This window comes from Oceanisphaera sp. (assembly GCF_052084945.1).
GTDB lineage: Bacteria > Pseudomonadota > Gammaproteobacteria > Enterobacterales > Aeromonadaceae > Oceanimonas.
Genome location: NZ_JBQDEX010000068.1, coordinates 1 through 14,507, shown reverse-complemented (window position 1 = coordinate 14,507; position 14,507 = coordinate 1). Strand labels below are relative to the sequence as shown.

Below are 14,507 nucleotides of genomic sequence, written 5' to 3'. Positions count from 1 at the left end.
CGCCTTCGCCCGCCGCGAATTTGCCGCAGAAGTACAAATAACAACCCCCAGTTAAAAACAAGCGATACGTTTTGTGCGAATGAATTCGCCCCTACAAAACCATAAAAAAAGCCCCGAACTTATTGGTCGGGGCTTTTTACTTCCAGCTTTATTTATAATCTGGTTTTCTTTTTTTGCTTAGGGTTGGTATTGCGTGGGCGCTTAGGCGCGGTGGGCTTTTTGTTAGGCCCTGTGCTAACGCCTGTGCCAGCGCTGGTGCCACCGCTTTTTACACGGGAATTATGACGGCGCACGGCTTTGCGAATTTGCGTTAACTGCTTATGACGCTTAGGCGCATCCACTTCTACTATGGTTTCTTTTTCTGCGACTAAACCTACTGCGCTGCGTAAATAATTCACCTGATCCAGAGGCATTTCCGACCAACCACCGCGAGGCACGTCTTTGGGTAGCAGTATTTTGCCATAACGCACCCGAATTAAACGGCTAACCTGCATCTCTTGCGATTCCCACAAGCGGCGTACTTCACGGTTACGACCTTCTTTTAAAGTGACATGAAACCAGTGGTTCATGCCCTCACCACCGCTGTATTTAATGGTATCGAACTTACCCATACCATCTTCTAACATGACGCCTTTTAACAAGCGCTGCACCATGGCTTGGTCTACTTCACCAAAAACGCGCACCGCATACTCACGATCAATCTCGTGACGGGGGTGCATTAAGCGGTTAGCCAGCTCGCCGTCTGTGGTAAACAGCAATAGCCCTGAGGTATTCACATCTAAACGCCCTACCGAAATCCAACGTGCGCCTTGCAGCTTGGGTAACCGGTCAAACACCGTTGGTCGCCCTTCAGGATCTTTACGGGTGCTAACTTCACCTTCTGGCTTGTGATAGGTCAATACGCGACACATTACATCGGCTTCAGCTTGCGTTTCTATCTGGTGGCCGTCTACGCGAATTTGCTCGCGACCGGTCACCCGATCACCCAACACAGCTACCTTGCCATCTACACTCACTCGTCCTTGGCTGATCATCGCCTCAAGCTCGCGGCGTGATCCTCTACCAGCTCGCGCCAGTACTTTTTGTAGTTTTTCTGTCATGTTACTCATTATTCACCAAGGACTTATTCAAAAGGGCGAGTATCGCCGGCACCCGCACGGGCAATCACAGGGCTGTCGTCATACAGCTCAACCACTGTGGTAGGTTGTGGGTCTAATACGCCACCGTCGATAATTAAATCAACGTGTTTTTCTAGCTGCTCACGGATCAAATGCGGATCGTACTCGGCTTGAGTTTCGTCAGGTAAAATTAAACTGCCCGACATTAACGGCTCACCCAGCGCTTCTAATAGCGCTAATGTTATTGGGTTATTAGGCACCCGTAACCCAATGGTTTTACGCTTAGGGTTTTGCAAACGCTTAGGCACTTCTTTAGTGGCGCGCAAAATAAAGGTATAGGCACCTGGAGTGTTATTTTTCATTAACCTAAAGGCGCCATTATCCACTCGCGCATAAAACGACAGTTCAGATAAGTCACGGCACACTAAGGTAAAGTTATGATCTTTTTCTAGCTTACGGATGCGACAAATTCGCTCCATGGCATTTTTATCCCCCACTAGGCAGCCAATGGCATAACCTGAGTCGGTGGGGTAAACCAGCACGCCGCCTTGGCGAATAATCGCCACCGCCTGGTTAATCAGGCGGGGTTGCGGGTTGTCGGGGTGCAGTTCAAAATATTGGCTCATGATTCCTCCCGGAATGATTTAAATAAAACGTGTCCACACTGGGGTGGCTTCTTTGGGCAACCACAATTGTCGGCCCAGTTCGCGCCATTGGCTAGGAAAATGAAAGTCTGAACCAACCGATGCTTCCAGCTGATATTCTTTGCTCCATTCCCCCAAAGTAGCACGCTCTTGTGGGCTTTGCTGCGCCATAGACACTTCCATGGCATCGCCGCCGGCCTCGGCAAAGGCGACGATCATTTTTCTGATCCATTTGTTCGATAGGTCGTAGCGGGTAGGATGCGCCAGCACCGCCACGCCGCCCGCCTGATGAATGGCCGTAATGGCCTCATCAAGCGAACACCAATTAGGCGGAGCATACCCCGTATTGCCGCGGCTTAAAAACTTTTTAAACACTTTTGCAATAGAATCTGCCGCTCCTTGGTCTACTAACCACTTGGCCATGTGACTGCGAGTAATGGGCGCGTCTCCGGCAATGGCACGAGCGCCCTCGTAACCGCCTGCAAAGTTGGCTTTTTCAAGGCGCTCCGCCATTAGATGTGCGCGCAGATCACGTCGGTTTTGCTGCTCTGCTAACAAGACATTTAAGCCCTGATGGTCGGTTTGAATATTCAGCCCCACCACGTGTACTTCTAGCGATTGCCATAAGCAGGATATTTCTACGCCGTTAATCAATCGTACCCCAAGCTCTGTTGCAGCTTGTGCCGCTTCGGCTAACCCGCCTAAGGTGTCGTGATCGGTCAGCGCCAGCACATCCACTTCTTTTTCAGCGGCGCGTGCCATTAATTCGCTCGGTGTAAGCTGACCGTCGGACGCTGTAGAATGGCTGTGTAAATCAATTCGCATAAAAATTCCTGAACTTTGGGTTGACTTGTGCCCCCGATTATCGTTTAACTATACATAGTTTTAGATTAACGAGCAGAGCGATATGTTTCAGCAAATTCCCACTTTACGTATTATTTGGTGGTGGCACACTCCTTAAACGGGCGTGTGATTTGCTGTATCTGTCTTAAAGGCTCAGCGAACATAAAAGCCCGCCCCAGTGCGGGCTTTTTTATTATCTAGCAAAAGGTGGCGTGATGAAACCAACCCAGCACATTTTTTGGCGATGGCAAGCAGAAACTCATGTAACCCCCATCAAGACGGCATTTGTTTCTATTATTGATACCGACATTGCCAGCCAGGTGATCAGGCAAGTTCCTGATGACCGCGATTAATACATAAGGAAAACACATAATGGCGCATGGTCCGCTCCAGATATTATTGCAAGACGCACCCTACACAGACGATCCACTGGCCTTATTTGCCGCCCTCACTCAGCCAGGCGACAACAGCCTGTTGCTAGAGTCAGCCGAAATAGATACCAAGGCCGGCACCCAAAGTTTATTAATGCTAGATGCCTGCGTGCGCTTAGTATGCCAAGGCCGCACCGTGACCTTAACGGCGCTTAATAACAACGGCCTGCCCGCCCTCGACTTAGTGGCACAAGCGCTGGGTGGCGAGCGCACCGACGCTCAATTAGTGGTCACTTTTGCAAAAGCCGATGACACACTCGACGAAGATAACCGTTTAAAAGCGCCCTCTGTGCTAGAAACCTTGCGCCTGATTTTAACGCGCTTTAATGCCGATCTGGGCCCGCAGCATATTTTTATGGCGGGCACCTTTGCCTACGACTTAATCGCCTCTTTTGAACAACTCGCCGAGGTTCCTCAAGGCATTAACGCTTGCCCCGATTTTTGTTTTTATCTCGCCGAAACCTTAATTACGCTAGATCATAAACAAGAAACCGCACAGTTATCGGCCTGCGTTTTTAATAGCGCAGAGCAGCCAAGATTAACCGAGCGTCTTAACCAACTAAGTCAAGCCTGTGGCGAGCAACACCCCGAGCCCATCGCCGATACGCAACTACATGGCCACATTGAAGCCAGCAAGAGCGACCGTGAGTTTAAGCGTGATGTTAACGACCTAAAACAGCATATTAAAGACGGCAATATCTTTCAGGTGGTGCCCTCGCGCAGCTTTAGCCTGCCCTGCCCGCGCCCCTTGGCGGCCTATCGCAAGCTAAAGCAAACCAACCCCAGCCCGTACTTATTTTATGTAAACGATCAAGACTTCACCTTATTTGGCGCTAGCCCAGAAAGTTCGGTTAAATTTGATCATGCTAGCCGCCAAGTGGAAATGTACCCCATTGCCGGCACCCGCAAACGGGGCATTAACCCCGATGGCAGCATTAATTTAGACTTAGACGGGCGCATCGAACTCGATCTTCGCCAAGATGCCAAAGAAACCGCCGAGCACTTAATGCTAGTCGACTTGGCCCGCAACGACATTGCGCGCATTAGTGAGCCCGGTAGCCGCTATGTAAAAGACTTATTAAGCGTCGATCGCTACAGCCATGTAATGCACTTAGTGTCGCGTGTGGTCGGCACCCTTCGCCATGACCTAGACGCCCTGCACGGTTATCAGGCCTGCATGAATATGGGCACGCTTACCGGTGCTCCCAAAATTCGCGCCAGCGCGCTTATTCGTGAGGTAGAGCAACAACGTCGTGGCAGCTACGGCGGCGCCGTGGGCTATGTTAACGGCCAAGGCGATATGGATACCTGCATCGTTATTCGCTCCGCCTTTGTCAGTGATGGCGTGGCCCATGTGCAAGCCGGTGCCGGCGTGGTGTATGACTCAGATCCACAATCGGAAGCTGATGAAACCCGCAACAAAGCGGCGGCGGTACTCAATGCCATCGCCCTGGCCCACGGCACCACATTGGCGGAGGTGAGCCATGACTAAGACTATTTTTTTACTGGATAATTACGACTCTTTTACCTACAACTTGGTTGACCAATTTCGCAGCCTAAATGCCCGCGTTAAGGTGTTTCGTAATACGGTGCCAGTGGCACAATTAGTGGCCGCCATTGAGCGCTGTGAACAAGCCGGCGAGCGCCCTATCCTGGTGTTGTCTCCGGGCCCTGGCACGCCCAGCCAAGCGGGCAATATGCCCGCGCTGATTAATGCCTGTATTGGCCAGTTTCCTATCTTGGGGATTTGTTTAGGTCATCAAGCCTTAGTGGAGCACTATGGCGGCGTGGTAGAAAGTGCCGGTGAAATTAAGCACGGTAAAAGCTCCTCTATCAGCCACAACGGCCAAGGCGTGTTTGCTCACTTATCTAACCCGCTGCCCGTGGCGCGTTACCATTCATTAGTGGGTTCAAAAATTCCCAGCACCTTGGCCGTTATCGCCGACTATCATGGTATGACCATGGCGGTGCAAGATACCGCCAAGCGAGTATTGGGCTTTCAGTTTCACCCCGAGTCGATTATGACCACAGAAGGGGCACAGCTGTTAGCGCAAAGCTTAGACTTTTTAAGCGCGCCCGAAACCAAAGCCATGGATCAGTTATTTAGAGGCGAGCACATTAGCCGCACCCAAGCCCATGGCCTATTTAGCGAGCTAATTAAAGGCGACATGGATCAAATGACCATGGCCTCGTTATTGACCGTGCTTAAAATGAAAGGCGAAACCCCAGATGAAATTGCCGGTGCCGCCCAAGCCCTGCTAGATGCCGCCTCGCCCTTCCCTCGCCCTGAATATGCCTTTTGCGATATTGTGGGCACCGGTGGCGATGGCATGAACACCATTAATGTGTCTACCACCTCCGCCTTAGTCGCGGCGGCGTGTGGCATTAAAGTGGCCAAACACGGTAACCGTGGCGTGTCCTCTAAATCGGGCTCCTCTGATTTACTCGAACAACTGGGTATTGATCTGAATATGAGCGCTGAGCGCGCGCGCAAGTGTCTAGACGAAGTGAATGCTTGCTTCTTATTTGCACCTAATTATCACGGCGGTATTCGCCACGCCATGCCGGTGCGCCAAGCCCTAAAAACCCGCACCATCTTTAATATATTAGGCCCACTCATTAACCCCGCTCGCCCCGACTTTATGTTGCTGGGGGTATACGCAGAAGACTTAGTACGCCCCATTGCCGACACCTTACACGCCATGGGCCTTAAGCGCGGCATGGTGGTGCACGGCAGCGGCTTAGATGAAGTGGCCATCCACGGCCCCACCACAGTGGCAGAAATACACAATGGCGCTATCAGTGAGTATCAAATTACCCCAGAAGAGCTGGGCCTAGAGCGCTTTGATATTAGTGCCATTGCCGGTGGCGAGCCCAGTGAAAACAAAGCCATTACCCTAAGCCTGCTGCAAGGCGGGGGCACCCCAGCACAACAAGGCGTGATTGCCATGAACGTGGCCCCCTTGTTAGTGATGAACGGCCAAGCCGAGACCCTAAAAGAAGCCGCAGCCCAAGTGCTGACTGTGTTAAAATCGGGCAAAGCCATGGATGTAGCCAATAAATTGGCGGAGTTGAGTCAATGTTAAGTACTGTTTTGGGCAAAATTGTTGCCGATAAAAAAATCTGGGTGGCCGAGCGTAAAGTCAGCCAGCCATTAAGCGACTTTGAGGCTAAGTTAACCCCAAGCGATCGCTGCTTTGTGTCGGCGCTTAACGCCAAAAGCCCAGCGTTTATTTTAGAATGTAAAAAGGCCTCACCTTCTAAAGGCCTGATTCGCGAACATTTTGACTTAGACGCCATCGCCCAGGTTTATGGCCGCCATGCCTCGGCCATTTCAGTGTTAACCGATGAAAAGTATTTTCAGGGGCAATTTGACTTTGTCACTCAGGTGCGTGCTCAGGTCAGTCAGCCGGTGATCTGCAAAGATTTTATTATCGACCCCTATCAAATTAAGCTGGCTCGCTTACACCAAGCCGACGCCATCTTGTTAATGCTGTCGGTATTAGATGACGAACAATACCGCACCCTTAGTGCGGTAGCGGAGTCGTTAAACATGGGCGTGCTCACTGAGGTGATAAGCGAACAGGAAGTGGCTCGCGCCATTGCGCTAAATGCCAAGGTCATTGGCATTAATAATCGCGACTTACGTGATTTGTCTATCGATCTCGATCGCACCAAGCGCTTATCGGCACTGATCCCGGCCGATCGCCTAGTGATCTCAGAGTCAGGCATTAACCATCATGCCCAAGTGCAAGCCCTTGCAGCCCATGCCGATGGCTTTTTAGTGGGCAGCTCGCTAATGGCCCAAGACGACATTGAACTGGCGGTACGCAAGCTGATATTGGGTGCCAATAAAGTTTGTGGCCTGACCCGTGCTCAAGATGCCGCCGCCGTTTATCACGCCGGTGCGGTACACGGCGGGCTCATTTTTGTTAGCAAAAGCCCACGCTGCATCACCCCACCACAAGCCAGAGCCATTATGGCTGCCGCGCCACTGGAGTATGTAGGGGTGTTTCAAAACCATACACTCGCCGAGGTCAGTGCCACCGCCAATGAACTGGGCTTGCACGCAGTGCAGCTGCATGGCGACGAAGACGACGCCTACATTAGCGCGCTCAAACAACAACTTGCAGATAATATTGCCGTATGGAAAGCAGTACCGGTAAGCCACAGCTTACCCACCCTACCAAGCCGCGCAGATCGCTTATTGTTTGATACTCAAGCGGCAGGCCAAAGTGGCGGCACCGGTCAGGCATTTAACTGGGCCTTGCTAAGCGACATAGACAACAGCCACGCCATGTTGGCCGGGGGCCTGACCCCAGAAAATGCCAGTGACGCCGCCGCTAACGGTTGCCTAGGGTTAGATTTTAACTCTGGTGTAGAAAGTGCGCCCGGCATTAAAGAAGCCAGTAAATTAACCGCCGCTTTCACCGCGCTTCGATCATATGGGCGTAATACAGAACACAGGAATACAAAATAATGAGCTTACTTAATCCTTTTTTTGGTGATTTTGGTGGCATGTATGTGCCGCAAATTTTAATGCCCGCTTTGCTGCAATTAGAAAAAGCCTTTGTTGATGCCCAGCAAGACCCTGAATTTGATCGTGAGTTTCGGGAGCTACTCAGCGAATATGCCGGTCGCCCCACGCCGCTTACTCGGGTACGTAACTTAACGGCGCATACTAAAACTCGTCTGTATTTAAAGCGCGAAGACTTATTACACGGCGGCGCCCACAAAACTAACCAAGTGTTGGGTCAGGCGTTACTAGCCAAGCGCATGGGCAAACAAGAAATTATTGCCGAAACCGGAGCCGGCCAACACGGCGTAGCCACTGCTTTGGCCTGTGCCTTAATGGGCTTAAAATGCCGCATTTACATGGGCGCTAAAGACTGCGAACGCCAAGAGCCCAACGTATTTCGCATGAAGCTTATGGGCGCAGAAGTGATCCCCGTACATGCCGGCTCTGCCACTTTAAAAGATGCCTGCAGCGAAGCCATGCGCGACTGGGCAGCCAATTACGAAACCGCACACTACATGCTGGGTACTGCCGCCGGTCCGCACCCGTTTCCTACCATAGTGCGTGAATTTCAGCGCATGATTGGCGAAGAAGCCAAAGTGCAAATTGTTGAACACGAAGCTCAGTTGCCCGATGCGGTGATTGCTTGTGTGGGCGGTGGCTCCAATGCCATTGGGTTGTTTGCCGACTTTATTGACGAACAACAGGTGCGCTTAATTGGGGTAGAGCCTGCCGGTAAAGGCATTAGCACCGGCCAACATGGCGCCACTTTGGGCGAAGGCACGCAAGGCATTTTCTTTGGTATGTTGTCGTTAATGATGCATAACGAAGACGGCCAAGTGTCTGAGTCGTACTCTGTGTCTGCGGGGCTCGACTTTCCCTCGGTAGGCCCACAGCACGCCCACCTAGCTACCACTGGCCGCGCTGAATATATGTCGGTAACCGATGATGAAGCCTTAGATGCCTTTAAGGCACTGGCGCGTTTTGAGGGGATTATTCCGGCATTAGAATCATCACACGCCGTGGCTTACGCCCTAAAAATGGCCGAGGCTGAGCCCGAAAAAGAGCAAGTGTTAGTGGTTAATTTATCGGGCCGTGGCGACAAAGATATTTTTTCGGTAGCCGAGTTACTTAAGCAAAAGGGAGAAATGTAATGAGCCGTTATCAACGTTTATTTGACCGGTTAACGGCCAACAATCAAGGTGCTTTTGTGCCCTTTGTCGCCTTAGGTGATCCTACGCCTGCGCAATCATTAGCAGTAATAGACGCACTTATGGCGGGCGGCGCCGATGCACTCGAATTAGGCATCCCCTTTTCTGATCCCGTCGCCGATGGCCCCACTATTCAAGCGGCCACCTTGCGGGCGTTAACAGCCGGCACTAACACCCAAGTGTGTTTTGACATGCTGAGCCAAATTCGCGAAAAATACCCAGACACCCCCATTGGTCTACTGGTATATGCCAATCTGGTTTTTGCCCCCGGCATGGATAATTTTTACCGCCGCGCCGCCGCCGCTGGCGTCGACTCGGTATTAGTCGCCGATGCGCCCATTGAAATGTCGGCGCCTTTTAAGGCTGCAGCCGACAAAGCCGGCATAGAAACTATCTTTATTGCCCCGCCTAATGGTGACGAAGCCACTTTAAAAACCATTGCCGAAAACGGTTCTGGTTATACTTACCTACTAAGCCGTGCAGGGGTCACCGGTACCGAAACCAAAGCCGGTAAACCAGTAGACGCCTTATTAGCCCAGCTGGCTAAATACCATGCGCCACCGTCTTTACTAGGCTTTGGCATTTCTACCCCAGCGCAAGTGCGCGACGCCCTCAAAGCAGGGGCCGCCGGTGCTATCTCGGGCTCAGCCATTGTTAAGATCATTGAGCAGCATCAAGATGATCCCAAAGCCATGACAGACGCGCTAACGGCGTTTGTAAAAGATATGAAAGAAGCGACTAAAAAATAGCGCCCAGCACCAAGCGCCTAGCTAAAACAAAGCCCCCAACCAAACAGTTTGGGGCTTTTTTGTTTTTGTAGGGGCGAATTCATTCGCACAAGAAGTACAGCGCTAAGCGCCTAGCATCAAGCTTGAATATAAAAGCAAGCTGCCAGAGCCGTCATACCGAGCCACAACCCAATACCGGCAAGACGCATAAGTGCAAGTGTTTCTCTTTAATCTCGGCGCTGCCCTTGAGTCATTGCGAGGAGTGCAACGACGCGGCAATCCATTCAACAGACAGCGGCATAATTTACACTGAGCGCAATACAAACAGTGCTTTCTTTAACGTAAGGCATACAGCATAAGGCATCGCCCTTTTTTTGAAATGGATGGCTTCGTACCTCGCAATGACCCAAGTTTTGGAGTTTTTTTTAAGCTTGCTGCCCGGCGCCAGTTTAGGTTTGTGCTTTTGTTTGTTCTGACAGCGGACAGCTACCCAAAGGAGGAGTGACACCCTTTCATTAGCACCCCTACCCCCAAAATATACAAACAACGCAATATCATTGCGCAAAATCATCAAAACCTGCATAACAACGCAATCATTATTCTCAATAAGTGCGGTATGCTATTACCTAAGTTAGCAAAACCAATTTCACGCAATCTAAGGTGTCTGCCCATGAGCTTTAACCATCAAAAATACGTCGCTTTTAAGCCGGTCGGCAAAACAAATCGTCGCTGGCCAGACCAAGTAATCGAACAAGCCCCTCAGTGGTGTGCAGTCGATCTGCGTGATGGTAATCAGGCCCTCATTAAACCGATGAATGTGGATCAAAAACAGCACCTGTTTGATTTATTGGTAAAGCTTGGCTTTAAAGACATTGAAATTGGCTTTCCGGCTGCCAGCCAACCCGATTTTGATTTTTGCCGCAAATTAATTGAAGAAAACCGCATCCCCGACGATGTGCGTATTCAAGTATTAACTCAAGCACGCCAAGAGTTGATTGCCCGTACCTTTGAAGCGTTAAAAGGTGCAAACAAAGCCATTGTGCACGTCTATAACTCCACTTCTACCGTACAGCGCGAACAAGTGTTTGGATTAGACAAAGCCGGCATTATTGATATTGCGGTTAATGGCGCACGCTGGGTAAAAGAACATGCCGAGCAAGCCCCCGAGACCCAGTGGGCGTTTCAGTATTCCCCCGAAAGCTTTACTGGTACCGAATTAGACTTTGCCGTAGCAGTTATTGATAGCGTGAATGAAGTATGGCGCCCCGACTTAGGGCAAGATGTGATCGTCAACCTGCCCGCCACGGTTGAAATGTCGACACCCAACGTATTTGCCGACCAAATAGAATGGGTCTGTGATCATGTTAAACACCGTGAGCACTTTAGCATTAGTGTGCACACCCATAACGACCGTGGTTGTGGCGTTGCTGCCGCTGAGCTGGCCGTTATGGCCGGAGCCGATCGCGTAGAAGGCACCTTAATGGGCAATGGCGAGCGCACCGGTAACATGGACTTAATCACCATGGCCATGAACCTCTACTCTCAGGGCATAGATCCTATGGTCGATCTTTCCGGCATGGCAGAAATAGTCGAAACCGTTGAGGCCTGCACCGACATTGCCACCCACCCACGCCACCCTTATGCCGGCGATTTAGTCTTCACCGCCTTTTCTGGTAGCCACCAAGACGCTATTCGCAAATGCTTAGCCCTGCGCAGTGAAGGCGATCAGTGGAATGTAGCTTACTTACCGATAGATCCTGCCGACTTAGGCCGCCATTACGACGAAGTCGTGCGTATTAATAGCCAATCTGGCAAAGGCGGCGTGGCGTATATATTAGAGCGTGATTACGACATCACATTGCCACGCTGGTTGCAGGTTGAATTTAGTAAAGTGGTACAGGCAGAAGCAGAAACCAATGGCGGCGAAATTGACTCGCTTACTATTCACCGTTTGTTTGAAGAAAAATACCTCAAGGTAGATGCAAACTGGGCCTTGGTATCTTATGACTTGCACCGAGACGAAGCTGGCGTACACGCAGATGTCAGCTTTGGTTCACCGGAACAAAAAGTGCAATTGAAAGGCCAAGGATCCGGCGCGGTAGAAGCAGTGGCCGAAGCATTAAAAGCCGAGTTTGGTATAGAACTGGCCGTAGAAGCCTACGACGAGTTCGCCCTAGGCGAAGGCACTAAAGCCAATGCCTTAGCCTGCATCCGCGTAAACATTAATAACGTTCACTATAGTGGTGCCGCACTAGCAGAAGACACCACCTCTGCCACCTTACAAGCCTTGTTATCAGCAGTAGCCCAGCAAATAACCTTAGATGCCCAGCGCCAGCCTGCGCATCCCCTTGCTGCAGTCACCCAGTAAATAACCAAGCGGCGTACCCCAGCGGTACGCCCTTATCATTATCAGCTCCATAATTAGCGAAGAGGTATGCCTCTTAAGTGCACTTCAATGGCTTCAATCATCGAGCTAGTAAGAGGTAAGTGCGCTTTTTCTTTCGCCCATATTTCATGAGCTCACCATAGAGTAAGACGATAAAAGGGGTCGGAGTCAATTTACTATTCGCTATGCCATAGCCTTACCTAAACAATGAGCCTACTTACTAAATTAAACTTATTAAATCAAAAGGTTAGAAATATTTTCACAGCTAAACTTTGTATTAATTAACTCCGACCCTTTTTCATGTTTTATACACCAAAGTAGCGCATATGCAGTGCTCGTACTTCTTCCATCAATTCAGGCACTGGGCCCATTACCTGCACTTCGGGTGCCACTTCGTTAATGGATAATGCCTTAACCGGCGATGGCGCTAAGCCCCACTCATTGCACCAAGCTGCAAATTGCTTACCCGAGCAAATGTACACCACACGCCCTAACCCCGCCCATGCATGGGCTGCGGCACACATAGGGCAATGCTCACCTGAGGTATACATGGTCGCTTGGGCGCGCTCAGTCTCACTTAAATGCTCCGCCGCCCATTGCGCCAGCGCAAGCTCAGGGTGAAAGGTGGCATTGGTATGAATTTGATTATGATCTTCGGCCAGCACAGCACCATTAGCCGATACCAACACAGAGCCAAATGGCTGATCGCCTTCATTCAATGACTCTTCAGCTAACGCCACACAACGGCGCAAATGCCGCATATCTTGTTCAGTTAACGTCATTTCAACTCTCCTGCCTGCCAAACGCGCATCGAGCCTTAACCCTACCTAAATAGCCACGCCTTTACCACATACAGACTGCGCCGAACGCCCGGCGCCTAGCACCAAGTTAAAAGAAAGCGTTACGTTTAGTGCGGTACGTTATACGTTAAAGAAAATACTGACTTGGTAGTTACGTAAGGCGGATGACGTAAAGCATATAGCGGCCTGTTCTATTCAATTTAGCGTTCAAAATAATGTACAATACTTATAATTATCTACTGAATGTAGGGTATTTTGTACATTATGGGTTATTTAGAGATAGGCCAAACAATACGTGAGTTACGCCAACATAAAAAGATTTCGCAACAACAGATGGCTGAACACCTAGCGATGTCTCGCACCACAATTAATGCTTTTGAACTCGGCCGCTCGGGAGATGTGGGGCTGAAAAAGGTAATGAAAATGCTAGATTATTTGGGCTATGAAGTCGCAATTCGTGAAAAATCCCCTTTCCCAACCTTTGAGGAGATACGTGATGGCCGTTAATGAAAAGCCTTTGTCTGTAAAGGTAGCGAGGAATGCCGCCGGTGAGCTGTTTAACGAACATAACGAGTTTATATTTCGTTATGACTCTGATGCAGCCCCGCAAAATTTTGTCTCGTTAACCATGCCAGTACGCAGTAAGGATTATTCACACTCTGCATTACCCCCATTATTTGAGATGCATTTGCCCGAGGGATATTTGCTATCGGTGTTACAACGTCATTTTGCTAAGCTCAATGGTGCCGATGACCTAAGTTTGTTGAAGCTGTTAGCGCCTAGTGTACGCGGACGAGTTCATTACCAAGCAAATATAGATACATCTAAGCCCTTAGAACTCAACGACTTACTGTCGCCAACAGCGGGGTTATTCGACGAACTAGTCGCACGTTTTGCTTTGCACTCACCTGTGAGCGGTGTACAGCCAAAGGTATTGGCGCAGATCCAAGATAAAGCCACCTTGCGTATGGAAGATTACATCGTTAAAGCTTGGGGGCCAGATTACCCACAGTTAGCGCTCAATGAGTATTGGTGCATGCGGGTATTAAAAGCTGCGGGGATTACCGTGCCCGAGTTTTATTTATCTGACGATGACGCGCTTTTTATCATGAAGCGTTTTGATTTTACATCATCAGGGCAATGGCTCGGTTTTGAAGACATGTGCGTGTTAGCAGCAAAAAGTCGCCAACAAAAGTACGAAGGTAGCTACGAGCAGCTAGCTAAAAACATCGCCAACTTTGTTTCTCCTGCACATAAAGTCGCAGCATTACAGCAGTTTTTTAAGATGCTGGTGCTAAATAATCACTTACAAAATGGCGATGCTCATTTAAAAAATTTCGGCCTATTGTATGAAGACATTCATAATATATGGTTAGCGCCAGCTTTTGATGTAGTTAGCACTACGGCCTACATTAAAAATGATGTGTCTGCTTTAACTTTAATGGGCAGCCGTAAATGGTGGTCACGTAAGCATCTGCTAACTTTTGGCATTCAACATTGCGCACTAACTCAGGCTCAGGCTAATGCTTTATATGACAAGTGCGAGCTGGCAATGGAGCAAATAGCAGTACAAATACAGCAGGCATTAGTCAAAGAGAAAGAGGCTGACAAACAGCAGATACTTACACACTTGCTGTCATGTCTAACACCAGATGAAATAATAGAGTGAAAAGGACTGACTTAGATAAACCGGTGAGGGGTAAAGAAGACGATCTAACCAACAGATGTGTAATTTTTAGTCCCAGTTTCAGCTCGTCCCCCTCACCCCTTACGCTTCACCAAAACGGCGCGGGAAGCCCCGTCCTTTTAGGGCGGGGAGGGATAACGCCA

At 49.9% G+C, this 14,507-nt stretch carries 13 protein-coding genes, 1 pseudogene and 1 other annotated feature; of the genes and pseudogenes, 10 read left to right on the top strand and 4 right to left on the bottom strand.

Annotated features, from left to right (window positions below; translation table 11 throughout):
* Positions 1-152: 152 nt before the first annotated feature.
* From rluB to rnm, 3 genes are read right to left on the bottom strand one after another with little or no spacing between them, the layout of a single operon-like run.
* Positions 153-1,100 carry a 23S rRNA pseudouridine(2605) synthase RluB gene (gene rluB, locus ACTHY5_RS07650; RefSeq protein ID WP_441878357.1) on the bottom strand — a complete coding sequence of 316 codons (948 nt, stop codon included), beginning with the start codon at positions 1,098-1,100 and terminating at the stop codon, positions 153-155.
* 23 nt (positions 1,101-1,123) lie between these two features.
* Positions 1,124-1,744 (bottom strand): L-threonylcarbamoyladenylate synthase, encoded by a 621-nt coding sequence (locus tag ACTHY5_RS07645; RefSeq protein ID WP_441878355.1) that lies wholly within the window; start codon positions 1,742-1,744, stop codon positions 1,124-1,126.
* Between the two features lie 18 nt (positions 1,745-1,762).
* Positions 1,763-2,587, bottom strand: coding sequence for an RNase RNM (gene rnm, locus ACTHY5_RS07640; protein WP_441878353.1), 825 nt, complete (start codon positions 2,585-2,587; stop codon positions 1,763-1,765).
* Positions 2,588-2,699: 112 nt separating this feature from the next.
* Positions 2,700-2,799: a sequence feature (Trp leader region), on the top strand.
* A 21-nt stretch (positions 2,800-2,820) separates the two neighbouring features.
* Here rnm and ACTHY5_RS07635 point away from each other — a divergent pair.
* The 8 genes and pseudogenes from ACTHY5_RS07635 (at position 2,821) to ACTHY5_RS07600 (ending at position 11,859) form a co-directional block, all read left to right on the top strand.
* Complete coding sequence (locus ACTHY5_RS07635; protein WP_208005912.1) at positions 2,821-2,958, top strand: hypothetical protein; 138 nt, start codon at positions 2,821-2,823, stop codon at positions 2,956-2,958.
* Between the two features lie 19 nt (positions 2,959-2,977).
* A complete protein-coding gene (locus ACTHY5_RS07630) occupies positions 2,978-4,528 on the top strand; it encodes an anthranilate synthase component 1 (protein WP_441878351.1) in 1,551 nt (516 codons plus the stop codon).
* Positions 4,521-5,117, top strand: a pseudogene (locus tag ACTHY5_RS07625) (aminodeoxychorismate/anthranilate synthase component II); the annotation flags it as partial. The gene ACTHY5_RS07630 and the pseudogene ACTHY5_RS07625, both read left to right, overlap by 8 nt.
* A gap of 9 nt (positions 5,118-5,126) precedes the next feature.
* Positions 5,127-6,122 (top strand): anthranilate phosphoribosyltransferase, encoded by a 996-nt coding sequence (trpD, locus tag ACTHY5_RS07620; RefSeq protein ID WP_441878359.1) that lies wholly within the window; start codon positions 5,127-5,129, stop codon positions 6,120-6,122.
* A complete protein-coding gene (gene trpCF, locus ACTHY5_RS07615; protein ID WP_441878349.1) occupies positions 6,116-7,516 on the top strand; it encodes a bifunctional indole-3-glycerol-phosphate synthase TrpC/phosphoribosylanthranilate isomerase TrpF in 1,401 nt (466 codons plus the stop codon). The genes trpD and trpCF overlap by 7 nt, the downstream gene beginning before the upstream one ends.
* The gene (gene trpB / locus ACTHY5_RS07610; RefSeq protein ID WP_441878347.1) at positions 7,516-8,706 is read left to right on the top strand and encodes a tryptophan synthase subunit beta; all 1,191 of its coding nucleotides are present in this window, start codon (positions 7,516-7,518) and stop codon (positions 8,704-8,706) included. The genes trpCF and trpB overlap by 1 nt, the downstream gene beginning before the upstream one ends.
* Positions 8,706-9,512: a tryptophan synthase subunit alpha gene (gene trpA / locus ACTHY5_RS07605; RefSeq protein WP_441878345.1), complete on the top strand. Its 807-nt coding sequence runs from the start codon at positions 8,706-8,708 to the stop codon at positions 9,510-9,512. The genes trpB and trpA overlap by 1 nt, the downstream gene beginning before the upstream one ends.
* A 649-nt stretch (positions 9,513-10,161) precedes the next feature.
* Positions 10,162-11,859 (top strand): 2-isopropylmalate synthase, encoded by a 1,698-nt coding sequence (locus ACTHY5_RS07600; RefSeq protein ID WP_441878343.1) that lies wholly within the window; start codon positions 10,162-10,164, stop codon positions 11,857-11,859.
* Between the two features lie 323 nt (positions 11,860-12,182).
* Here the strand turns inward: ACTHY5_RS07600 and ACTHY5_RS07595 are convergent, their stop codons facing one another.
* Positions 12,183-12,659: a nucleoside deaminase gene (locus ACTHY5_RS07595; protein ID WP_441878341.1), complete on the bottom strand. Its 477-nt coding sequence runs from the start codon at positions 12,657-12,659 to the stop codon at positions 12,183-12,185.
* A 282-nt stretch (positions 12,660-12,941) separates the two neighbouring features.
* Between ACTHY5_RS07595 and ACTHY5_RS07590 the strand changes: the two genes are divergently transcribed.
* Positions 12,942-13,184 carry a helix-turn-helix domain-containing protein gene (locus ACTHY5_RS07590; RefSeq protein WP_441878339.1) on the top strand — a complete coding sequence of 81 codons (243 nt, stop codon included), beginning with the start codon at positions 12,942-12,944 and terminating at the stop codon, positions 13,182-13,184.
* Positions 13,174-14,346, top strand: a complete 1,173-nt coding sequence (locus ACTHY5_RS07585; RefSeq protein ID WP_441878337.1) for a type II toxin-antitoxin system HipA family toxin — start codon at positions 13,174-13,176, stop codon at positions 14,344-14,346. Before ACTHY5_RS07590 ends, ACTHY5_RS07585 begins: the two co-directional genes overlap by 11 nt.
* Positions 14,347-14,507 lie beyond the last annotated feature (161 nt).

Coding starts and splice junctions, on each gene's coding strand:
- trpD (WP_441878359.1), top strand. CDS start 5,127: ATGGATCAGTTATTTAGAGGCGAGCACATTAGCCGCACCCAAGCCCAT.
- trpB (WP_441878347.1), top strand. CDS start 7,516: ATGAGCTTACTTAATCCTTTTTTTGGTGATTTTGGTGGCATGTATGTG.
- rluB (WP_441878357.1), bottom strand. CDS start 1,100: ATGACAGAAAAACTACAAAAAGTACTGGCGCGAGCTGGTAGAGGATCA.
- ACTHY5_RS07585 (WP_441878337.1), top strand. CDS start 13,174: ATGGCCGTTAATGAAAAGCCTTTGTCTGTAAAGGTAGCGAGGAATGCC.
- ACTHY5_RS07600 (WP_441878343.1), top strand. CDS start 10,162: ATGAGCTTTAACCATCAAAAATACGTCGCTTTTAAGCCGGTCGGCAAA.
- ACTHY5_RS07595 (WP_441878341.1), bottom strand. CDS start 12,659: ATGACGTTAACTGAACAAGATATGCGGCATTTGCGCCGTTGTGTGGCG.
- trpCF (WP_441878349.1), top strand. CDS start 6,116: ATGTTAAGTACTGTTTTGGGCAAAATTGTTGCCGATAAAAAAATCTGG.
- ACTHY5_RS07635 (WP_208005912.1), top strand. CDS start 2,821: ATGAAACCAACCCAGCACATTTTTTGGCGATGGCAAGCAGAAACTCAT.
- ACTHY5_RS07590 (WP_441878339.1), top strand. CDS start 12,942: ATGGGTTATTTAGAGATAGGCCAAACAATACGTGAGTTACGCCAACAT.
- ACTHY5_RS07630 (WP_441878351.1), top strand. CDS start 2,978: ATGGCGCATGGTCCGCTCCAGATATTATTGCAAGACGCACCCTACACA.
- ACTHY5_RS07645 (WP_441878355.1), bottom strand. CDS start 1,744: ATGAGCCAATATTTTGAACTGCACCCCGACAACCCGCAACCCCGCCTG.
- rnm (WP_441878353.1), bottom strand. CDS start 2,587: ATGCGAATTGATTTACACAGCCATTCTACAGCGTCCGACGGTCAGCTT.
- trpA (WP_441878345.1), top strand. CDS start 8,706: ATGAGCCGTTATCAACGTTTATTTGACCGGTTAACGGCCAACAATCAA.